This window comes from Polyangium sp. 6x1 (assembly GCF_029946515.1).
Lineage (GTDB): Bacteria > Myxococcota_A > Polyangia > Polyangiales > Polyangiaceae > Polyangium.
In genome coordinates, this window is sequence record NZ_JARZHH010000002.1 from 14349 (window position 1) to 36897 (window position 22549).

Here is a 22549-nt window from a genome sequence, read left to right on the forward strand (position 1 = left end):
CGCAACGATGACAGACGAACGAGTCACCTCTCCTCAGGCGGACGACGCTCGCCTCGACGCCAGCATCGCCATCATCGGAATGGCCGGGAGGTTTCCGAAATCGAAGACCGTCGAGGAGCTCTGGCAGAACCTCGTGAAGGGCTCCGAGTGCATCTCGTTCTTCGAGGAGGGCGAGCTCGAACCGCTGCCGGGCGAGCAGGCCATTCCGCCCGAAATGCGCGTCTCCGCGCGCGGCGTCCTTTCCGACGTGGAGTCGTTCGACGCCTTCTTCTTCGGCTACAACCCGCGCGAAGCCGAGCTCATGGATCCGCAACACCGGATCTTCCTCGAGTGCGCCTGGGAGGCGCTCGAGCGCGCGGGTCATGGCGGACCGCAAGCGCGCCCGGTGGGCGTCTTCGCGGGCGCCTCGATGAACTGGTATCTGCTCCTCAACGTCCATTCGAGGAGGCTTTCGCCGCGCTTCGATCCGGACCTCGCGTTCCTCGGCAATCACGGCGACCTGCTCGCCACGCGTGTCTCCTACAAGCTCGATCTGCGTGGTCCGAGCATGACCGTCCAGACGGCGTGTTCGACCTCGCTCGTGGCGGTCCATCTCGCCTGCCAGAGCCTGCTCACCGGCGAGTGCGACATGGCGCTCGCCGGCGGCGTGTCGGTCGTCGTCCCCCAGCGGCGCCCCTACGCGGCGAGGCCCGGCAGCATCATGTCGCCCGACGGGCATTGCCGCGCGTTCGACGAAAAGGCCCAGGGGACGCTCTTCAGCAACGGTGTGGGCGTCGTGGTGCTCAAGCGCCTGCGCGACGCGCTCGCGGACGGCGATCACATCCACGCGGTCATCTGCGGCTCGGCGATCAACAACGACGGGGCCGCGAAGGTCGGCTTCGTCGCGCCCGGCGTCGACGGTCAGGCAGGCGCGATCCGCGCGGCCCTCGCGATGGCCGACGTCGATCCCGCGACCATCGGGTACGTCGAGACCCACGGCACTGGCACGGTCATCGGCGATCAGGTCGAGATCCGCGCGCTCACGCAATCGTTCCGCGAGGGCACGGACGGCCGGCAGTTCTGCGCCCTCGGCTCGCTGAAGAGCAACATCGGCCACCTGGATGCCGCGGCGGGCGTCGCGGGCCTGATCAAGGCCACGCTCGCCGTCGAGCAGGGGCTCATCCCGCCGAGCCTGCACGTCACGAAGCCGAACCCCGCGATCGATTTCGAGAACAGCCCCTTCTTCGTGAACACCGAGCTGCGCCCGTGGCCCACCACCCACGCGCTTCGGCGCGCGGGGGTGAGCTCGTTCGGGGTTGGCGGGACAAACGCTCACGTCGTGCTCGAAGAGGCCCCGCGCGTGGAGCGGTCCGCGCGCGCGGACGGCGAGCAGCTCCTCGTCCTTTCGGCGCGTTCGGCGCAGGCGCTCGACGACGCCAGCCGAAACCTCGCCGAGCACCTGCAGCGCTGTCCGGACCTCGATCTCGGCGACGTCGCGTTCACGCTCCAGGTGGGGCGCCGGCACTTCCCGCACCGGCGGATGGTGGTCTGCCGCGACGGTGCCGATGCCGCGCAGGTGCTCTCGTCGCTCGACCCTAAGCGCGTGGCCTCCGCGACGCACGAGCAGGGCGAGCCGGGCGTCGCGTGGATGTTTCCCGGGCAAGGCGCGCAGCACCCGGGCATGGGCGCGGAGCTCTACCGCACGCTGCCCGTCTTCCGCACGTGGCTCGACCGCTGTGCCAGTTTGCTGGAGCGGCACCTCGGCTTCGACCTGCGCGAGGCGCTCTACCCGAGGGGCGATCGGCCCGAGGACGAGGCGCTGCGGCTCACGCAGACCGCCCTGGCACAACCCGCGCTCTTCGCGGTGGAGTTTGCCCTGGCGCAACAGTGGCTCGCATGGGGCGTGCGCCCGGCGGGCATGATCGGCCATAGCCTGGGAGAGCTCGTCGCCGCGTGTCTGGCCGAGGTCTTTTCGCTCGAGGACGCGCTGATGCTGGTGGCCGCGCGCGGCAGGCTGATGCAAGCGGCCCCGGCGGGGGCGATGATCGCGGTGAAGCTACCCGAGGCCGAGGCGAGCGCGCTCGCCCGAGGAGGCGTTTCGCTCGCCGCCGTCAACGGGCCCTCGGATTGCGTGCTCTCCGGTCCCACGGGCGAGATCGAGCAAATCGAGGCCGAGCTCGCGCGCCGCGACGTGGCCTCGCAGCGATTGAAGACCTCGCACGCGTTCCACTCTTCGATGATGGCCTCCGCCGCGCGCGCCTTCGAAGAGATCGTTCGCTCGGTCAAGCGCGCGCCGCCGCGCCTGCCTTTCCTCTCGAATGTCACCGGCAAGTGGATCACCGAGCAGCAGGCCACCGATCCTCGCTACTGGGCCGAGCACCTGCTCGCGACGGTGCGCTTCGGCGACGGGATCAAAGCCATGATGGAGGGGAGTGATCGCGTCCTGCTCGAGGTCGGCCCCGGGCAGGCGCTCGGTCGCTTCGCGGCGAACACGCTCGGCTCCGCGGACGTCCGTGGGGCCGCGTCCCTGCCGAGGTCGAAGGGGGTTTCGTCCGAGCGCGCAGGGCTCCTGGAGGCCGCCGGCCGGCTCTGGCTCGCGGGGGCCTCCGTCGCCTGGGAGAAGCTCCACGGCGAGGGGCGCCGGCGCGTCGTTCTTCCGACGTACCCCTTCGAGCGGCGCCGATACTGGCTCGATCCCGCGCCCACGGCCGTCACGACGGAGGCGCGCGCCGAACAAGGCGCTCCCCCGGTCGAGCGACCCGAGCTCGACGCGTGGTTCTACGCGCCGCAATGGAAGCAGGCTCCCGCGCGCGCGCGCCGGGCGCAGGGCGGGGCCGCGACCCGGCTCTCGTGGCTCGTGTTCGCGGACGACGCGGGCCTCTCCGCCGCGCTGGCTGCGGAGCTCGAAGCGAGCGCATACATCGTGACCACGGTCGTGCCGGGCCAGCGCTTCGAGAAGCTCGACAAGCATCGTTACGTCATCCGTCCCGACGCCCGCGAGGATTACGACGCGCTGCTCGCGGATCTGCGTGTCGTGCGTCGCACGCCCGATCGAATCCTGCACCTGTGGGGCATGCGGGATCCCGATCCACGCGAGAGCGTCGCGGCCCTGGCCGAGCGGAACCTCTTGCGGCTCCTTTTCCTCGCGCAGGCGCTCGTCACGGAGGCGGTCATCCATGCGGTCGAGTTTGGCGTGGTCACACGCGGCGCGTACGACGTGACGGGCGAGGAGGCGCTCCGGCCCGAGACCGCCACGGTGACGGGGCCGTGCCGGGTCGTGCCGCAGGAGCTGCCGAACGTGCGCTGCGTCCACATCGACGTTTCGCCTGCCGACTCCGTCGAGGCGCGCGCGCAGCTCGCCCGAAAGCTCGTCGCGGAGATCGAGAGCCCCATCCAGGACGACGTCGTCGCGCTTCGTGGCCGGCGCCGGTGGGTCCAGTCCTTCGAGCCGGTCGCAATCGAGAGGCCCGAGGAGGCGCGCATTCCGCTCGTGCCGGGCGGGGTCTACATGATCACCGGCGGCCTGGGGGGCATCGGCCTGGAGCTCGGTGGCTACCTCGCTCGTACGGGGGCGCGGGCGCTCGTCCTCGTGGGCCGCACGCCGCCGCCGCCCCGTGAGCGCTGGGAGGCCGCGGAGAGCACGCGCAAGCTCCTCGCCCTCGAGGCTTCGGGGGTCGAGGTCGTGATCGAAGCGGCCGACGTCGCCGATGCCGCGGCGATGCGCGCCGTCGCAGAGCGGGTCGCCGCGCGATTCGGAGGGGTGGCTGGGATCATTCACGCCGCCGGCGTCGGGGGCGGCGGCGCCATGGCTCGTCGTTCGTCGAGCGAGGTATCGGCGGTGCTGCGCGGAAAGGTCCACGGCGCCGCTGTCGTGGCCGCGCTCGCGTCGGATCTCCGGGCCAGGTTCCTCGTGTTCTGCTCCTCGATGAGCGCGCTCGTGGGCGGCGCCGGCCAGGTGGACTACTGCGGCGCGAACGCCTTCCTCGACGCGTTCGCGCAAAAGCTTTCCGCGTCGAAGGGCGTGCCCGCGGTCTCGATCAACTGGGATACCTGGCAGGAGGTCGGCATGGCCGTTCAGGCCGTGTTGCCCGAGGCCATGCGCGCCGAGCGTGATCGGCTGCTGCGCGAGGCCATCGCGCCGCGGGAGGGGGTGGAGGCTTTTGCGCGCGCGCTCGGCAGCGGGCTGCCGCAGGTCGCCGTCTCCCCGCGCCCGCCTGCGCTCACCCGCGCCGCCGTCGACGCCCTCGCCGCCGCCGCCGCGCGCAGCGGCGAGACGAAGGCGGCTTTGGGCGCGCACGAGCGGCCTGCGCTCACGACGGCCTACGCGGCGCCGACCACCGAAACGGAGCGCGTCGTCGCGCAGATATGGGAGGAGATCATCGGCGTCGAGAAGGTCGGCATTCACGACGACTTCTTCCAGCTCGGCGGGCACTCGCTGCTCGCCGCGCAGCTCATGAGCCGATTGCGCGCGGCCTTCGGGATCGAGCTTCCCCTGCACACCCTGTTCGAGGTGAGCACGGTCGCCGAGCTTTCGCAGGCGATCGAGGAAGAAATCCTCGCCGAGGCCGAGGCGGAAGGCGCCTGAAAGCGGACGGAAAGGTCGTATGAGCGTCGAAATCACCCGAGCCACGAGCGCCGACACGACGCTCCTGCGCAACCTCTACCCCCTTTACCTTCACGATCTCACGTCGTTTTACGATTTCTACGAGATCAACGAGCAGGGGGTCTTTCAGCCCGACTATCTCGATTTCTGGCTGAGCGAGCGGTCCGATACGCACAAGCTCGTGATCCGGATCGACGGCCGCCCGGCGGGCTTCGCGCTCATCGGTCAGGCTCCCTTCCCGTACATGTCCCCCGAGCGCGATTTCCAGATGGCGGAGTTCTTCGTGCTGCGCAAGTTTCGCCGGCGCGGCGTGGGGCGCGCCGCCGCCCTCGCGATCCTGGACATGTTCCGGGGGCGGTGGGAGATCACGGAGGTGCGGGCGAACGCGCCGGCCATCACGTTCTGGCGCAACGTCATCGGCGCGTTTACCGGGGGAAAGTTCGAGGAAATCGAGATCGACGGCAATCCCACGCAGGTGTTCTCCAGCGTAGAACCGCAAGCTGCGCGCTGAGCGCCTGGACCGGCGGCGTCGATATCGAACGATCGGGGGCAAAATCCGGCGCGCGCCGGGTTTGCCCCCGTTCTTTTTCAACCCTGGTCGCGCCCCGAATCGCCGCTCCCCGCGGACGGCTCGCCGGCGACCGCATCCGCGGCCTGCTCCGACGACATCGCCTCGACGGAGGCGAGCAGCGCCTGCAATTCGAGCAGCTCCTGGTCCGCGCCCGCGCGGCTCTCCTCCTCGACGAGGGCGGCCATCGCGCCGAGCGTCGGGGCCGCGAAGAGACGCCGCAATGGCAGCTCCACGCCGGTCGCGGCACGCGCTCGGCCGAGCAGCTGCACGGCGAGCAGCGAGTGCCCTCCGAGGTCGAAGAAGTTGTCCTCGAGCCCGACCCGCTCGACGCCCAGCACCTCGGCCCAGATGGCGGCGAGCGTCCGCTCGACCTCGGTGCGGGGCTCGACGAACGCCTGCCCGCGATCGAGCTGCAGGGCGTCCGGCTCCGGAAGCGCGCGCCGATCGATCTTGCCGTTGGGCGTGAGCGGCAGCTCGTCCAGCGCGACGTAACTCGACGGGATCATGTACGCGGGGAGTTTGTCCTGCAGGAAGGACCGCAGCGCCTGGGCGGAGAGCGCTGCGCCCGGGGCGACGAGGTAGGCGACCAGGTGATCGTCGCCGTCGCGTCCTTTGCGTGCCACGACGACCGAGCTTCGTACGTCGGGGTATCGCCGCAGGGCGGCCTCGATCTCGCCGAGCTCGATGCGGAAGCCGCGCAGCTTGATCTGGTGGTCCTCGCGGCCGAGGTATTCGAGGCTGCCTTCCCGGAGCCAGCGCGCGCGGTCGCCGGTGCGGTACATCCGTGCCCCCGGGCTGTCGACGAACGGATCGGCGACGAAGCGCTCGGCCGTGAGCTCCGGGCGGTTCAGGTAGCCACGCGCGACGCCGTCGCCGCCGATGTAGAGCTCCCCCGGCACACCGGCGGGCAAGAGCTCTTTTCGCGGCCCGAGCACGTAGACCCGTGTGTTGGCGATGGGGCGGCCGATGGGCACCACGGCGCCTCGGCCCGGGCCGACCTCGTGCACCGTCGACCAGATGGTCGTCTCGGTGGGGCCATAGAGGTTCCACACGCTGGACCCGCCTTCGAGCAGCGCGTCCGCGAGCGAACGTGGCAGTGCCTCGCCGCCGCAGAGCACGATGAAGCCCGGGGCCCCGCGAAAGCCAGCGGCGACGAGCATGCGCCAGGTGACCGGCGTCGCCTGCATGACGCGCGCGCCGCTCGTCTGGAGCGCCCGCAGGAGCGCGGGGCCGTCGGCGGCGGTGGTACGCGAGGCGATCTCGACCTTGGCTCCGACCACGAGGGGGAGAAACAGCTCGAGGACGGCAATGTCGAACGACGCGGTCGTCACGGCGAGCAGCGTGTCGCCCTCGCGGAGCCACGGACGCTGGCGCATCGAACACAGGAAGTTGACGACCGATCGGTGCGAGATCTGAACGCCCTTCGGACGGCCGGTGGAGCCCGAGGTGAAGATCACGTACGCCAGATCCTCGGCCGTGGCGCCGCCGTCGGCACGCGGGGCGAGCCTGGTTTCGTGCGTGCCTCTGCCTTCGCTCGGGCGCACCGTGGGCCCCTGCCAGAACGGGAGCTTCGGCGAGCGCTCGTCCGTCACGAGCAGCGCGGGGCGCGCGTCTTCCAGGATCGAGGCGATTCGCTCGGTGGGGTGCTCCGGGTCGAGCGGCACGTACGCGCCGCCGGCCGCGAGCACCGCAAGGAGCGTGACGACGAGCTCTTCCGATCGTTCGAGGAGGACCCCCACGAGCGTCCCGGGACCGACGCCGCGCGCGCGCAGTTCGTCCGCGAGGCGGCCCACGCGCTGCGCGACGGCTCGGTAGGTCAGCTCGCGCCCCTCGAACACCACGGCGATGCGCTCCGGCGTGCGCGCCACCTGCTCCTGGAACAGGGTGTGGACGCACGCTTCGCGCGGATAGCCGGTGGCGGTGTCGTTCCACGTTTCGAGCAGCTCGCGCCGCTCGTCGGCGGAGAGGAGGGGCGCCTCGTCGAAGGGACGTTCGAGATCCTCGACGAACCATGCGAGAAGCGCGCGAAAGTGCGCGACCAACCGCTCGATCCTCTCCCTGTCGAAGAGCTCCGTGGCGTACTCGAGGTCGCCGCGCAGGCTGCCATCCTCGGCTTCCGTGAGCGACAGCGAGAGATCGCACTTCGCCGTGCCCGTGTGCACGTCGAGCGGCTCGACCGTGAGCCCGGCGAGCGCGGGCGGGCGGAAGGGGGCGTTCTGGAGCGCGAACATCACCGAGAAAAACGGCGTCCGCGTGGCCGTGCGATCGGGGCTGAGCGCCTCGACGAGCCGTTCGAACGGCATGTCCTGGTGCGCGTAGGCCGAAAGGGTCGCCTCGCGCGCCCGCGCGAGCAGCTCGCCGAAGCCCGGGCGGCCGGACAGGTCGGTGCGCAGCACGAGCGTGTTGGCGAAGAGCCCGATGAGATCCTCGGTCTCGGCACGATCACGGTTCGCCACGGGCGTGCCGATGACCACGTCGTCCGTGCCGCAAGAACGCGAGAGCAACGCGGCGTACGCGACGTAGAGGGCCATGAAGAGCGTCGCTCCTCGTTGCCTTGCCGCCTCCGCGACCGCGCGCGCGAGCGCCGCGGGCACCTCCACGGCGACCCTGGCCCCGGCGAACGTCGGCTCCGGGGAGCGCGGGCGATCGGTCGGCAGATCCAGAGTCGCCGGCGCGCCCGCGAGCTTGCCCGTCCAGTAGGCGAGCAGCTCGTCCCCCCGCGGGCCCTGCAGGCGCTCCCGCTGCCACGTGGCCCAGTCCGCATACTGGAGGGGCAAGGGCGAGGAGCGCGACGCCTCGCCGCGGAGATGCTCCGCGTAAAGCGAGGTGATCTCGCGCGCCAGCACACCCACCGACCAGCCGTCGGAGATGGCGTGGTGCAGGGTCAACAAGAGCACGTGCTCGTGCTCGTCCAGACGCAGCAGCGTGGCGCGCAGGAGGGGCCCACGAGCCAGGTCGAACGGCGCCCGCGCTTCCTCCTCGGCGAGGCGATGGGCCTCGGCACGTCGAGCTTCTTCGGGCAGAGCCCGGAGGTCGCGTAGCACGAGCCGTACGTTCGGCGCGGGCTCGATGTGCTGCACGATCTGCCAGTCGATCTCGGCCATCGTCGTGCGCAGCGCCTCGTGCCTCTGCACCACCTCCACGATCGCGCCTTCGAGCGCGGCGACGTCGAGGGCGCCCGTGAGCCGGAGCGCGGCCGGGAGGTTGTACGCGGGGCTGCCCGGCGCGAATCGATCGAGGAACCACAGGCGCTGCTGCGCGAACGAGGCTGGCTGCGGGCCGTCGCGCCCGACGCGCGCGATCGGCGCTCGGTCCGCGCCCTCCTGCGCCTTCCGCGCGACGTCGATGCGCTCGGCGAGCCGGGAGACGGTGCGCGCCTCGAAGATTGCGCGCAGAGGGAGCTCGACGCCGAAGACGTGGCGAACGCGCGCGACGACCTGCGCGGCGTTCAGCGAGTGCCCGCCGAGCGCGAAGAAATCGTCGTCCCCGACACGCTCGTAGCCGAGGACCTGTCCGAAGATCTCCGCGAGCGCGGCTTCCGTCGCGGTGCGTATCGGAGCGGAGCCGACGCCGTAGTCCTCGGGCGCGGGCGGCGGGAGCGCGCGGTGGTCGATCTTGCCGTTCGGCGTCCGCGGGAGCGCGCCGCGGAGCACGATGGCGCTCGGCACCATGGGGCCGGGGAGCGTCTTGCCGAGCGCGGCGCGCAGGCTCTCGCCCGTCGCGCTCCCCTCTTGCCGCAGCGCCGCGTGGGCGATCAGCCGTCGATCGCCCGGCGCCACCTCGAGCACCGAGGCGGCCGCCTCACGCACCTCGGGGAGCGCGTGCAGCACGGCTTCGATCTCGTCGAGCTCGATGCGGAACCCGCGCAGCTTGATCTGACGATCGCGGCGGCCGACGAAGACGAGCTCTCCGTCGCCGCGCCATCGAACGATGTCCCCGGTGCGGTACGCGCGCGCGCCGAGCTCGGGGAAGAGGGGATCGGGCAGGAAGCGCTCGGTCGTGAGCGCGGGCGCGCCGAAGTAGCCGAGCGCGACGCCGTCGCCGGCCACGTAGAGCTCCCCGGGGATGCCGATCGGCGAGAGCTCGCCGTGCGGATCGAGGACGTAGCAACGGCTGTTCTGCACCGGTCGCCCGATGGGGGTCCTGCCACGCGCGCTCACGTCGCGCGGCACCGGATGAAGCGTCGCGCAGATGCTCGTCTCGGTGGGACCGTAGCCGTTCACGATCTGCAAACCCTCGATGCGGCGCCGGAGCTCCACGAGGAGTTGCTCGTCGATCGGCTCGACGCCCACGAGCAGCCGACCGAGCGATGCGACCGGCGCGGCGAGCAGATCGGGCAGCATCGTGGCCGGCACGTACGCGCTCTGGATGCCGCGATCGGAGAGCCAGCGGCAGAACGCGCCGGCGTCGGCGCGGATGTCCTCGGGCACGAGGTCCACCGAGCCGCCGCTGCACAGGGCGGAGAAGATCTCGTAGACCGACACGTCGAAGCCGACGCTCGTCCAGGCGCTCGCGCGCGGCGCCTGCGGCAGGGGCGCGAGCGCGGAGACCGCCGCGAGCAGGTTGATCGCCCCGCGGTGCGGCACGAGCACGCCTTTCGGGCGCCCGGTCGAGCCCGACGTGTAGATCAGGTACGCCGGCTCCTCCGGGCCGATCGTGAGCTCCAGGTTCTCGCCGTCCTGCGCCGCGAGCGCCGCTTCGTCGAGGTCGAGACAAACGACCGCGGCGCTGCGCGCGGGCAGCCTGTCGAGCATCCGGCTCTGGGTCACGAGCGCGGGCGCCGACGCGTCCTCGATCATCGCCGCGAGGCGCGTCCCTGGGTGTGAGGGGTCGAGCGGCAGGTAGGCGCCCCCCGCCTTGAGCACGCCGAGCAGGGCCACCGCGATCTCCGTCCCGCGATCGAGCAAGAGCGCGACCGGCGTCCCCGCGCCCACGCCGAGCGTCCGCAGATGGCGGGCGAGCTGGTTCGCGCGGCGGTTGAGCTCGCCGTACGCGAGGCGCTCTCCGGCGTGCAGCACGGCGGTCGCCTCCGGCGTGCGTCGTGCGTGCTCCTCGAACAGCGCGTGCAGGCATGCCCGGGGGTAGGCCGCCGAGGGGCCGTGCGCGTGCTCTCGGAGCCACGAGCGCTCCTCTGGGGAGAGCAGCGCGAGCCTCGACACGGGCACGCTCGGATCCGCGGCGATCGCGCGCAGGATCCTCCGGTAGTGTTCGACGAGGCGCGCGCAGTCCTCGGCGTCGAAGAGATCCGCGTCGTATTCGAGCGTGCCGGAGAAGCCACCGTCGGCCTCGACCAGGGTCATCGTCAGATCGACCGCCGCCGTCTTTCGCTCGATGGGGAAGGGCGCGAGCGAGAGGCCGGCCACCTCGACGCGGGCGTCGCGATGCCCGAGCACGAAAGCGGCCGCCTCGTGCAGACGGTGCGGCTTCTGGAGCGCGAACACGGTTCGGAGGAGCGGCGAGCGGTCGCCGTCGCGGTGCGGCCGGAGCCGCTCCACCAGCAGGGGAAAGGGCAACTCCTGGTGTTCGAGCGCGCCCGTGACGGCGTCACACGCCTGTGCGACGAGCTTCTGGAAAGGCGCGGCGCCGTCGACGTTCGCGCGGAGCACGAGCATGTTCACGAAGTGCCCGATCACGCCCGCGAGCTCGGGCCGGGATCGGCCCGCCGCGGGCGTCCCCACCACCACCTCGTCTTCGCCGCCGTAGCGGTGGAGCAGCGCCTGGAAGGCGGCGAGCAGCAAGGCGTACGGCGTCGCCTGCTCGTCCTTCGCGAGACGTACGAGCCGCGCGGAGAGATCGGGGTCGAGCTCGAACCGGACCGTGCCCGCCGCGCGAGAGCGCCCGGGCATCGCTGCGCGCGCGATCGGCAGCGCAGGCGCATCGTCGAGCCCATCGAGTCGCGCGCGCCAGTAGCTCCAGAGCTGCTCTCCGAAAGGACCGGCGAGGCGCTTCTCTTGCCATCGCACGAAGTCCGTGAAACGGACGGCGACCTCGGGCCGAGCGAACGGCGCGGACGCCCGATCGGCTGCATACGCGGCCAAAAGCTCGTCGAGCAGCACCATGATCGACCAGAAGTCGACCGCGATGTGGTGGACGGCGACGAGCAGCACATGCTCGTCGGACCGCGTGAACAGTCGCACCCGGAGGACAGGGCCGTGCTCGAGGTCGAACGGTCGGTAGGCCTCGGCGCTGGCTTGCGCCTGAAGCGTCGGCGCGTCCCAGGGCGAGGCGTCCACGACCTCGAAGTCGAGGTCGACCTCGCTGCGAACGCGCTGGAAGGGCTCGCCGTCCCGCTCGCCGTAGACGGTTCGCAAAGCCGGGTGACGCGCCACGACGGTCGCGAGCGCGCGGCGCAGCGAGGGCACGTCCAGGCCGGCGGCGATCCGCGCGCCGAAGGCGATGTTGTACGCGCGGTTGTCGGGATCGAGCCGGTAGAGGAACCACTGTGCGCTCTGCGCGTGGGAGAGGGGGGCTTCGCTCTCCGTCGCCGGCGAGGCCGTGATCGGCGCCGGGGCAGGGGATCCATCGAGGCGCTCGGTCACGCGCGCGGCGATCTCGGCGATCGTCGCTCCGCCGAGCAGGCCGGAGAGAGGCAGGTCGACGCCGTACGTTTCGTCGATGCGGTGCTTGATCTCCACCGCGGTCAGCGAGTCGACGCCGGCCGCGGTGAGCGGCGCGCGTGCGTCGAGCTTCTCGGGGGAGGCGCGCAGCGCGTCCGCGATGACCGCGTGCACGTAGCGCGGGACGTCCTCCCTCGGCACGGGCGCTGTGGGCGCCGACGTGCCCAGGGGCGCGGGGGCCACCTCGGCCGTGTCGGACCAGACGAGCTCGAGCGTATGTTCGAGGTAACTCTGGCGGCAGGCGCGCCGCTGGATCTTTCCGCTGCTCGTCTTGTGCATGCTCCCGCGCCGCACGAGCGCCACCGCGTAGGTCTGCAGATCGTGGGCCTCGGCGATGGCGCGCCGGATGGATCGCCCGATCTCCGCTGGGTCCTGCGCGCCGCGATCCAGCTCGTGGACGACGACGAGCCGCTCCTCGCCCTCCACCTCGATCGAGAACGCGGCCCCGGAGCCGGGGCGCAGCGCCGGGTGGCTCCGCTCGGCGGTGAGCTCGATGTCCTGGGGGTAGTGGTTCGTCCCGCGGACGATGATGAGATCCTTCAGACGTCCGGCGACGAAGACCTCGCCTTGGTCGAGGAAGCCCAGATCGCCGGTACGCAGGTAGGGGCCGTCGCCCGTGTCCGCGCGGCGCGCGCCGAACGTCCGCGCCGTCTCTTCCGGCCGCTTCCAGTACCCTTGCGCGACGCTCGGGCCGCGCACCCATATCTCGCCGATCTCCCCGGCGGCGCGCGGCACTCCGCGCTCCGGGTCCACGACCAGGACCTCGAACTCCCACGCGGAGCGGCCCGAGCTCACGAGGGTGCGCGCGGGGGCGCCTTCTTGCGGAACGGCGGCGCGCCCGTGCGAAAGCGCGTTTTCGTCGAAGGAACGCAGCGAGGGCTCCGCTCCGGCATCGCCGCCGGTGACCATGAGCGTCGCTTCGGCGAGGCCATAACACGGATAGAACGAGCTTTTTCGGAAGCCGCTCGGGCCGAAGAGCTCCGCGAAGCGTACGGGCGTGTGCGCCCGGATCGGCTCGGCGCCGCAGAACGCGACCTCCCATGAGGACAGGTCGAGCGCGGCGCGCTGCTCGGGGGTGCTCTTGCGCGCGCAGAGCTCGAACGCGAAGTTCGGGCCTCCGCTCACCGTGCCGCGGAGCGCGGAGATCGCCTCGAGCCAGCGCATGGGGCGCTGCAGGAACGCGAGCGGCGACATCAGCGCCGTCTGCATTCCCACGTAAAGAGGCACGAGAATCCCGCCGATGAGCCCCATGTCGTGGTAGGGCGGTAGCCAGATGACGCCCACGGAATCCGGCCTTGCGCCGAAGCCGCGGCGGATCACCTCGGTGTTGTGCAGCAAGTTGCCGTGGGTGAGCATCACGCCGCGGGGCGTGCCGGTGGATCCGGACGTGTATTGCAGAAACGCGAGGGAGTCCTGCCCGACGTCGGGATCACGAAAGGCCCCAGCGAGCGCGGAATCGAGCGCGTCGGTGGCCAGCCAGCGGATCGACGCGAGCTCGGCGTCCCCATCGAGCAGGGCCGATGCGGCGTCGCGGATCGTCGTGGTCGTCAGCACCACGGTCGGCGCCGCGTCGCGGAGCAGCGCGCGCAGCCGTGGTATCGTCCGTTCGTAGCGCGCCAGATCGGGCGGGAACGTCGGCACTGCGACCACGCCACCGTAGAGACACCCATAGAACGCCTGGACGAACTCCATGCCCGGCGGATAGAGCAAGAGCGCGCGGCTGCCCGTCGCGCCTTCTTGCTGGAGCAGCGCGCCGATGGCGCGCGCCGTTCGATCCATCTCGGCGTAGGTCGCGTGGACCTCGCCTCCTTCGTCGAGCAGGTACGTGTAGGCTCGACGATCCGGATCACGCTCGGCCCTGCCGCGGAGCAGATCGACGAGGCTCTTGGGGGGAGTCACGGCATTCATCAGGTATTTGGCTCGCTCTTCGGCAGGCGGGGGATCGATGCGATCGGACTGCGTTCGTGCGGCGTACGGTGGCGCAAAGCGGCGACGAAACGCAAGGTATCCGGAAGGGGTCAATGCGACAGCAACGTTGGTGCCACCCGTCAGCACCGGCCACGCGAAGGACGCTCGCGCAACGCCACGGTAAGCACACTCACGCAAACGCGCGTACGCATTTTCGCGAGGACGCCCCTCATGCGCCCAGTTTGCGCGAGTTGCGCTTCTGTTGCTCGATCGTTCTGTCAGCGCTAGGGAAACGTCCAGCGCGTGATGAGGGCATGCTTGTTGCTATGGGCGCGGCGGCTGTATGGCGTCGTGCAGAATTCTGCTTGATGCAGCCCTTGGCCCTGTGGTCGTATATCGGCGCGACTGGCTTCGAGGATGGAACGGATGAAAGACGAATTGGCGGAGCGGCTCTCCAGGCTATCTCCCGAGAAACGAGCGCTCGTCGAGAAGAGGCTCCGAGGGGAACGGATCGAGAGCGCGCCTCGGTTCGTCATACCCAGGCGACCTGGCAATGGCCCCGGTCCGCTCAGCTTCTCGCAGCAGCGCCTGTGGTTCATCCAGGAGCTCGACAAGGAGAGCGCGGCGTTCAATGAAATCGCCGTCCTCCACCTCTCCGGCCCCCTCGACACCGCCGCGTTCGAGAGGGCAATCCACGAGATCGTTCGTCGCCACGAGATCCTCCGGACCACCTTCATGGCCCCCGAAGGGACGCCCGCGCAAATCGTCGCGCGCGAGGTGGGCCCATGCGTGTCCTTCGTCGATCTCGGGCGCGTGAACGATGCGGAGAAGGACGAGGAGGTGCGGCGCAGGATCGAGGCAGAAGCCGCCCGGCCTTTCGACCTCGCGACGGGCCCGCTCTTCCGCGTGACGGTGCTCGCCCTCTCCGCCGCGGAGCACGTCGCCATCTTCGCGAACCACCATATCGTCTCGGATGCGTGGTCCCGTGGAATCATGCTCCGGGAGCTCGCCGCGCTCTACGCCGCCTTCACGAAAGGCGCGCCTTCACCATTGCCGGAGCTCGATCTCCAGTATGCCGACTTCGCCCATTGGCAGCGGGAGACGTTCGGGGGACAGGCGCTGGAAGAGCAGCTCGCGTATTGGCGGCGGCAGCTCGGCGGCCCGCTTCCCGTCCTCGAGCTGCCCGCGGACAGGCCTCGTCCCGCGGGGGCGGCGCACCGCGCGGGGGCCCTGCCCGTGCACGTACCGAAGCCGCTCTCCGAGGCGCTCGAGGCGCTCGCCCGCAGCGAAAAGGCCACGCTCTTCGTGGCCGTGCTCTCGGCGTTCGGCATCCTGCTCCGCCGGTACGCGGGGCAAGAGGACATTCTCGTCGGCACGCCCATCGCCGCGCGGAGCCGGACGCAGATCGAGCCGCTCATCGGGTTTTTCGTGAACAACCTGGTGATGCGCCTCGACCTGACGTCGTCGCCCTCGTTCCGGGAGCTCTTGCGCCGGACGCGCGAGGTGGCGACGGGCGCATTCGCCCGTCAGGACGTCCCATTCGAAAAGCTCGTCGAGGAGCTCCAGCCGACGCGGGATCCGAGCCGCTCGCCGCTCTTCCAGGCGATGCTCTCGCTCCGCAATGTGCCGCAGCAGCCGCTCGAGATCCCCGGGCTCGCCGTGCGCACGCTCGACGCCCATCTCCCGACGGCGCGCTTCGATTTCACGCTCGACCTCGGGCCTGTTCCCGACGGGCTCTCCGGCTTCGTCGAATACAGCGCGGAGCTCTTCGACGAATCGACCATCGAGCGGATGATGGAGCACTTCTCGACCATCGTCCGGGAGGTCGTCGCCGATCCCGAGCGGCCGATCGACGAGATTCCGCTGCTCTCTCAGGCCGAGCGGCATCGCATCCTTTCGGCGTGGAATGCCACCGAGACGCCTGTCCCGCGCTCGTCCTGCGTCCACCACGCATTCGAGCTCCAGGTGGCGCGCACGCCGGACGCGCAGGCGCTCGTCTTCGGGGATCGCGCGCTCACGTTCCGGGAGCTCGACGCCCGTGCAAACAGGCTCGCCCATGCGCTCCAGAAGGAGGGGGTCGGCCCCGAGGTGCTCGTCGGCATTCACCTCGATCGCTCGCTCGAAATGGTGGTGGCCATGCTGGGCGTGCTCAAGGCGGGTGGAGCCTACGTGCCGCTCGATCCGTCGTACCCTCGACAGCGGCTCGAATACATCGTCGAGCACACGGGCCTCGGCGTCATCGTCGCGATGCCAGGCACCCCTTCCATCGCAGGCGCGCGCCGCGTCCGCGAGCTCTCCCCCGAGGACCATGCCCTCGCGCGGTTTTCGCCCGACGCGCCGGCGAGCGGCGTGGACCCGAAAAACCTCGTCTATGTCATCTTCACCTCGGGTTCCACCGGGAAACCCAAGGGCGTCATGGTGACCCATGCCAACGTCGTGAATTTCATGGCCGGCATGGACGCGCACGTCCCGCACGAGAACCCGGGCACGTGGCTCGCCGTGACGAGCATTTCGTTCGACATCTCGGTCCTCGAAATCTTCTGGGCGCTGTCGCGTGGCTTCCGGGTCGTCGTACAGCCGGAGCAGGGGGCGCCCGGGGTGTCGCGGAGCGGCGAGCTCGCCGGGCGCGCGCGCTCGCTCGAGTTCAGCCTGTTCTATTTCGCGAGCGCCGGGGCCGGGGACGCAGGCGACAAGTATCGACTCCTCCTCGAAGGGGCGAGGTTCGCCGACGAGAATGGTTTTTCCGCCGTCTGGACCCCCGAGCGACATTTTCACGCCTTCGGTGGGCTCTTCCCGAATCCGTCGGTGACCGCGGCTGCCCTCGCCGCCAGCACGAAGCGCGTGGGTATCCGCGCAGGCAGCGTCGTGATGCCGCTGCACGATCCCATTCGTGTCGCCGAGGAGTGGGCGGTCGTCGACAACATCTCCGAGGGTCGCGTCGGGCTCTCCTTCGCTTCCGGCTGGCACGCGGACGATTTCGTGTTCGCGCCCGAGCGCTTCCGGGAGCGCCGCGAGGAGATGTACGTCGGCATCGACATCGTGCGCCGGCTGTGGCGCGGCGAGGTGATCACACGCAAGGGCGGGGCGGGCCAGGACGTCCGCGTCTCCACATTGCCCCTACCGCGCCAGCGGGAGCTGCCGTTCTGGGTGACGGCGTCGGGCGATCCCGCGACGTTCCGCAAGGCAGGCGAGATCGGCGCGAACGTGCTCACCCACCTGCTCGGCCAGACGACGGAGGAGCTCGCCGAGAAGATCGCCATCTATCGCGAGGCCTGGAAGGCGCACGGCCATGGCCCCGGCGAGGGGCACGTGACCCTCATGTTGCATACGTTCGTCGGGACGGACCTCGCGTCCGTCCGAGAGATCGTGCGCGACCCGTTCTGCAATTACCTGCGCAGCTCGGTGGACCTCGTCCGGAGGCTCGCCCGGAGCATCGGCCGCGACATCGACGCCGAGGACTTCACCGAGGACGACCTCGACGCGCTGATGCGCTACGCATACAACCGCTATTTCGAGACGGGAGGGCTGTTCGGGACCCCGGAGAGCTGTCTGCCGACCGTCGAGCGGCTCGCCGCGCTCGGCGTGAACGAGATTGGCTGCCTCGTCGATTTCGGGATCGACACCGACGCGGTGCTTTCGAGCCTCGATCACCTCGCGACGCTCATGCATGCGAGCCGCCGCCCGGCCACCGATTCTGCCACCGATTCGATGGGCGCGTCGCTGCGCAAGCACGCGGTCTCGCACCTGCAGTGTACGCCGTCGATGGCGAGGCTCATGCTGGCCGCGGGCGAGGAGCCCCCCGCGGAGCGCCCGCTCCGCGCGTTGATGCTCGGCGGAGAGGCGCTCCCGCCCGACGTCGCGCGGCAGGTCCGTCCCTGGGCCGCCGACGTCTTGAACCTGTATGGTCCGACCGAGACCACGGTCTGGTCGACCGTATGGCGCCTTTCGGATGGCGGCGCCTCCATCTCCATTGGCCGGCCCATCGCCAATACACGCGTCTACGTCCTCGACGCGCGCCTGTCTCCCGTTCCGCTCGGCGTGGTCGGCGAGCTCTACATCGGGGGCGACGGCGTCGCGCGCGGCTATCATGGAGACGCCGCGCAGACCGAGGAGCGCTTCCTGCGTGATCCCTTCGTGGAGGTCGGGGACGCGCGCATGTATCGCACGGGGGATCTCGCGCGATTCCGCGCCGACGGCCAGCTCGAATACGTCGGGCGCGCCGATCAGCAGGTGAAGGTTCGCGGGCACCGGATCGAGCTCGGCGAGATCGAGGGCGCGCTCGCGAACCTTCCGGGCGTGCGCGAGGCGGCCGTCGCCGCGATGGACGACGGCGCGGGCGGCAAGCAGCTCGTCGCCTACGTCGTGAGCCGCGCGCATCCGAGGCCTTCCCACGCGGAGATGCGCCGTGCGCTCGGCGAGCGGCTTCCCGCGTATATGGTGCCGAGCATCTTTGCGGACCTCGAAGCCCTGCCGCTCACGCCCAATGGCAAGCTCGACAGGCGGGCGCTGCCGAACCCCGAGAGGGCGCGCACGACGCCGGAGGCCGAGTTCACGGCGCCGCGTACGGACATCGAGCGAAAGCTCGGCGGCATCTGGGGCGAGGTGCTCGGGCGTGAGCGCGTGGGTATCCACGACAATTTCTTCGAGCTCGGCGGGCACTCCTTGCTGGCCGCGCAGATCGTGGCCCGGGTGCGCAGCGCATTCGCGGTGGAGCTGCCGCTGCGGCGTTTCCTCGAATCACCGACCATCGCTGGCGTTGCGCCCTTCCTCGAACAAGGCCGCGCCGAGCCCACGCCGGACGCCGCGCCGGCGCTCGTGCCCGACGTGGCGCGGCGATACGAGCCTTTCCCCCTCACCGACGTCCAGCAGGCCTACTGGATCGGCCGCAGCGGCATCTACGAGCTCGGCAACGTCGCGTGTCACCTGTATGTCGAATTCGAGGCGGTCGATCTCGACCTTGGCCGCCTCGGCACGGCTTTTCAGCGGGTCATCGAGCGCCACGACATGCTCCGCGCCGTGGTTCAGCCCGACGGCCAGCAGCGCATCCTCGAGCGCACGGAGCCGTACGTGATTCGCTACGAGGACCTCTCGGGCGAGCCGGCGGAGGCGCGCGCGGCGCGGCTCGATGCGCTCCGGCACGAGATGTCGCACCACGTCCTGCCCGCCGATCGGTGGCCGCTCTTCGATTTTCGCGCTTCCCGGATCGACGCGCGGCGCATCCGGCTGCATTTCAGCATCGATACGCTCATCGCCGACGGCGGCAGCGTGGATCTCCTGCTCCGGGATCTCTCGCGCTGGTATGCGGATCCGACGTGGAAGCTCGATCCGCTCGACGCATCGTTCCGCGATTACGTGCTCCTGCTGGCTGGCCAGGAGGGCGACGCCGCACACGAGAAGGCGCTCGCGTACTGGCGAGAGCGGATCGCGAGCCTTCCTCCGGCGCCGGAGTTGCCGCTCGCGCAGGACCCCGGGTCGATCGATACGACGCGCTTCGTGCGGCGGCAGGCGCGGCTCGAGCCGGAGCGCTGGAGCCGGCTCAAGCGCCGGGCGCAGCAGGCGGGGCTGACGCCTTCGGGCGTCGTGCTCGCGGCGTACGCGGACGTCCTGGCCGCGTGGAGCGCGTCGCCGAGCTTCACGCTCAACCTGACGCTCTTCAATCGGCTGCCGGTACATCCGCAGATTCACCAGGTCGTCGGAGATTTCACCTCGCTATGCTTGCTCGCCGTCGACCAGCGGGTGGACGCGCCCTTCGAGGCGCGGGCCAGGCGGCTGCAACAGCGTTTGTGGGAAGATCTAGATCACCGGCGCATCAGCGGCGTGCGCGTGCTGCGCGAGCTCGCGCGGCAGGGCGTGGACGCGAAGATGCCGGTGGTCTTCACGAGCGAGCTCGGGGATACCTCGGCGGACGAGCTGGCCGAGAGCCTGCCGCTCGTGGGTGAAGTCACCTATACGATCACGCAGACACCTCAGGTTTGGCTGGACCACCAGGTGCGGCAGCTCCAGGGAGGGCTGCATTTGAGCTGGGATGCGGTCGAGGAGCTCTTCCCCGAGGGAATGCTCGGGGAAATGTTCGATGCCTACGTGAAGCTCTTGCAAAGGCTCTCCGACGACGAGGGCGCCTGGCAGGACGTCGAACGTGCTCTCTTGCCGTCGAAGCAATGGGAGGCGCGGGCGGAGGTCAACCGCACCGAGGCCCCCGTCCCGGCGGGCCTCCTGCACGAGCCTTTCCTTTCCCAGGTGCGAGCGCAACCCTGGAGAACGGCCATCTTCACCGAGGATCGGACGCTCACCTACGAGGAGGTTCAGGCGCGGGCCCTCGGGCTTGCGCGGGCGCTGCGCGCGGACGGGGCCAGGCCGAATCGCCTGGTGGCGGTGGTGATGGAGAAAGGCTGGGAGCAGGTCGTCGCGGTGCTCGCGATCCTGCAAGCCGGCGGAGCCTATTTGCCAATCGATCCCGACCTGCCCGCGGAGCGGATCCATTTCTTGCTGAAGGACGGCGCCGTCGAGCACGTGCTCACGCAATCGTGGGTGGACGAGCGGCTGCCCTGGCCGGAAAGCGTCCGCCGGACGCGCGTCGACGAGGCGAAGGCGGCGAGCGACGACGCGCTCCTCGCCCCGGTGCAGAGGCCCGAGGATCTGGCCTATGTCATTTATACCTCGGGATCGACGGGGCAACCGAAGGGGGTCATGATCGATCACCGCGGTGCGCTCAACACCATCGTCGACATCAACCAACGTTTCGGGGTCACCCCTCAGGATCGGGTGCTCGCGCTCTCGTCGCTCAGCTTCGATCTGTCGGTGTACGACGTCTTCGGGGCGCTCGCGGCGGGCGCGACGATCGTCCTTCCAGCGGCGAACGCCAAGCGTGATCCGGGGCGCTGGGCAGGGCTCCTCCAGCAGGCGAAGGTAACGCTTTGGAATTCGGTACCGGCATTGATGGAGCTGCTCGCGGCGCACGCCGAGGGCAAACGGGAAAAGCTCGGTGACGATCTGCGGCTGGTGATGCTGAGCGGAGACTGGATCCCCGTGGCATTGCCGGACAGGGTGCGGGCGCTCGCGCCGCGCGCGGAGGTCGTGAGCCTCGGCGGCGCGACGGAGGCTTCGATCTGGTCGATCCTCCATCCGATCGGCACGGTGGCGCCGGAATGGAAGAGCATTCCCTACGGCAAGCCGATGGTCAATCAGACCTTCCACGTGCTCGACGAGGCGCTCTCGCCGCGCCCGACGTGGGTGCCGGGCCGGCTGTACATCGGCGGCATTGGCCTCGCGCGCGGGTACTGGGGCGACGAGGAGAAGACCCGCGCGCGTTTCCTCACGCACCCGCGCACCGGAGAGCGCCTCTACCATACCGGTGATCTCGGGCGATATTTGCCCGACGGCACGATCGAGTTCCTCGGCCGCGAGGACTTCCAGGTGAAGATCCAGGGGTATCGAATCGAGCTCGGCGAGATCGAATCGACCCTCGCGCGGCACCCGAAGGTGCGGGACGCGGCCGTCGTGGTCGCCACCGACAAGGCCGGCGCTCGCCGCCTGGTCGCCTACGTGGTGCCCCAGGAGCCCGCCGCCGCGCCTGCCGAGCGTCCCGTCTCCCAGGCGGCCGAGCAAGGCGCGCCGCCCGCGCTCGCTGCCGCGGCAGGGGGCGCGGCGGGGTATTCGCTCATCGACAACCCGCTCGAGCGATTGAAGTTCAAGCTGCGCCAGCCGGGGATGCGGAGCGACCTCGCCCAGGCGCCGAGCGTCGCGCTCGACGCGCCCGAGATGAACGATGCGCTCCTCGAGCGCTTCCATGCGCGCCGCAGCCACCAGCGCTTCGCCCAGGAGCGCTTGCCGCTCTCCGACCTTTCGGCCCTGCTGAGCTGTCTCATGCAGGCGCAGATCGACGGAATGCCGAAGCTGCGTTATCCGTCGGCCGGTGGCCTCTACCCGGTCCAGGTCTACGTCTACGTCAAGCGAGACAGCGTCGAAGGGCTCGGCGAGGGTGTGTATTATCATCACCCGCTCGAACATCGGCTCCTTCGGGTCGCCGAGGGGCCCGTGCTCGATGAGAGCATGTACGGGGAGGTCAACCGACCGATCTTCGACAGCGCGGCCTTCGCGATCCTGATGATCAGCCGACCGAGCGCGATCGCGCCGCTCTACGGCGAGCTCTCGCCCGCGTTCTGCGCCCTGGAAGCCGGGTACATGGGGCAGCTCTTGATGACGGAGGCCAGCGAGCGAAGGCTCGGGCTTTGCCCGATCGGCGGCGTATCCTTCGCGCAAATGCGCGAGCGCCTCGCATTGGAGGCTGACCAGGTGCTCTTGCACAGCCTCCTCGGCGGGCGCGCGCTTCCCTCGGCCGCGCGGGTCGAGGCGGCGGCGGCGGCGCCGGCGAGCGTGGCTGCGACGCCGCTCGACCGCGAGCTGCGTGAATATGCGGCGGAGCGGCTCCCCGATTACATGGTTCCGTCGGTCATCAAGCTCCTCCCGTCGCTGCCGCTCACCGCCAACGGGAAGGTCGACCGGCAGGCGCTTCCCAAGCTCGAACAGCAAGCGCCGGTGCACGAGGCCAAGGTCCACGAGCAACCGACCGGCAAGATTGAGATCCTCATTGCAGAGGCATGGCAAGAGGTCCTCGGCGTTGCGCAGGTCGGCGTCGACGACAACTTCTTCGAGCTCGGCGGCCATTCGCTCCACATGGTGCGATTGCAGGCGAAGCTGCGGGATACGCTGGCGCAGGAGGTCGCGATCCTCGACCTCCTGGAGCACCCCACCGTGCGGGCGCTCGCGCAGAAGCTCACGCAGGCGGGCCAGGACGGGGCGCTGCTCGAAAAGAGCCGGGAGATCGCGGACCGCAGGCGGCAAGCCCGGCAGGGGCGGCGCGGGTCGAGGTGA

The 22549-nt window shown here is 70.2% G+C and carries 4 protein-coding genes; 3 read left to right on the forward strand and 1 reads right to left on the reverse strand.

From position 1 onward, the window contains the following. Positions 1–7: 7 nt before the first annotated feature. Together QHF85_RS03235 and QHF85_RS03240 are read left to right on the forward strand one after the other, a co-directional pair. Complete coding sequence (locus QHF85_RS03235; RefSeq protein WP_281325545.1) at positions 8–4564, forward strand: type I polyketide synthase; 4557 nt, start codon at positions 8–10, stop codon at positions 4562–4564. Positions 4565–4583: 19 nt separating this feature from the next. Then, positions 4584–5093: a GNAT family N-acetyltransferase gene (locus QHF85_RS03240; RefSeq protein ID WP_281325546.1), complete on the forward strand. Its 510-nt coding sequence runs from the start codon at positions 4584–4586 to the stop codon at positions 5091–5093. A gap of 77 nt (positions 5094–5170) precedes the next feature. On the opposite strand, the gene QHF85_RS03245 is transcribed toward QHF85_RS03240, so the two are convergent. Next, positions 5171–13669 (reverse strand): non-ribosomal peptide synthetase, encoded by an 8499-nt coding sequence (locus QHF85_RS03245; protein WP_281325547.1) that lies wholly within the window; start codon positions 13667–13669, stop codon positions 5171–5173. Between the two features lie 435 nt (positions 13670–14104). Between QHF85_RS03245 and QHF85_RS03250 the strand changes: the two genes are divergently transcribed. Further along, complete coding sequence (locus QHF85_RS03250) at positions 14105–22549, forward strand: non-ribosomal peptide synthetase (RefSeq protein WP_281325548.1); 8445 nt, start codon at positions 14105–14107, stop codon at positions 22547–22549.

Excerpts from the sequence above, each read along its gene's own strand:
- QHF85_RS03235 (WP_281325545.1), top strand. The coding sequence starts at position 8 with ATGACAGACGAACGAGTCACCTCTCCTCAGGCGGACGACGCTCGCCTC.
- QHF85_RS03240 (WP_281325546.1), top strand. The coding sequence starts at position 4,584 with ATGAGCGTCGAAATCACCCGAGCCACGAGCGCCGACACGACGCTCCTG.
- QHF85_RS03250 (WP_281325548.1), top strand. The coding sequence starts at position 14,105 with ATGAAAGACGAATTGGCGGAGCGGCTCTCCAGGCTATCTCCCGAGAAA.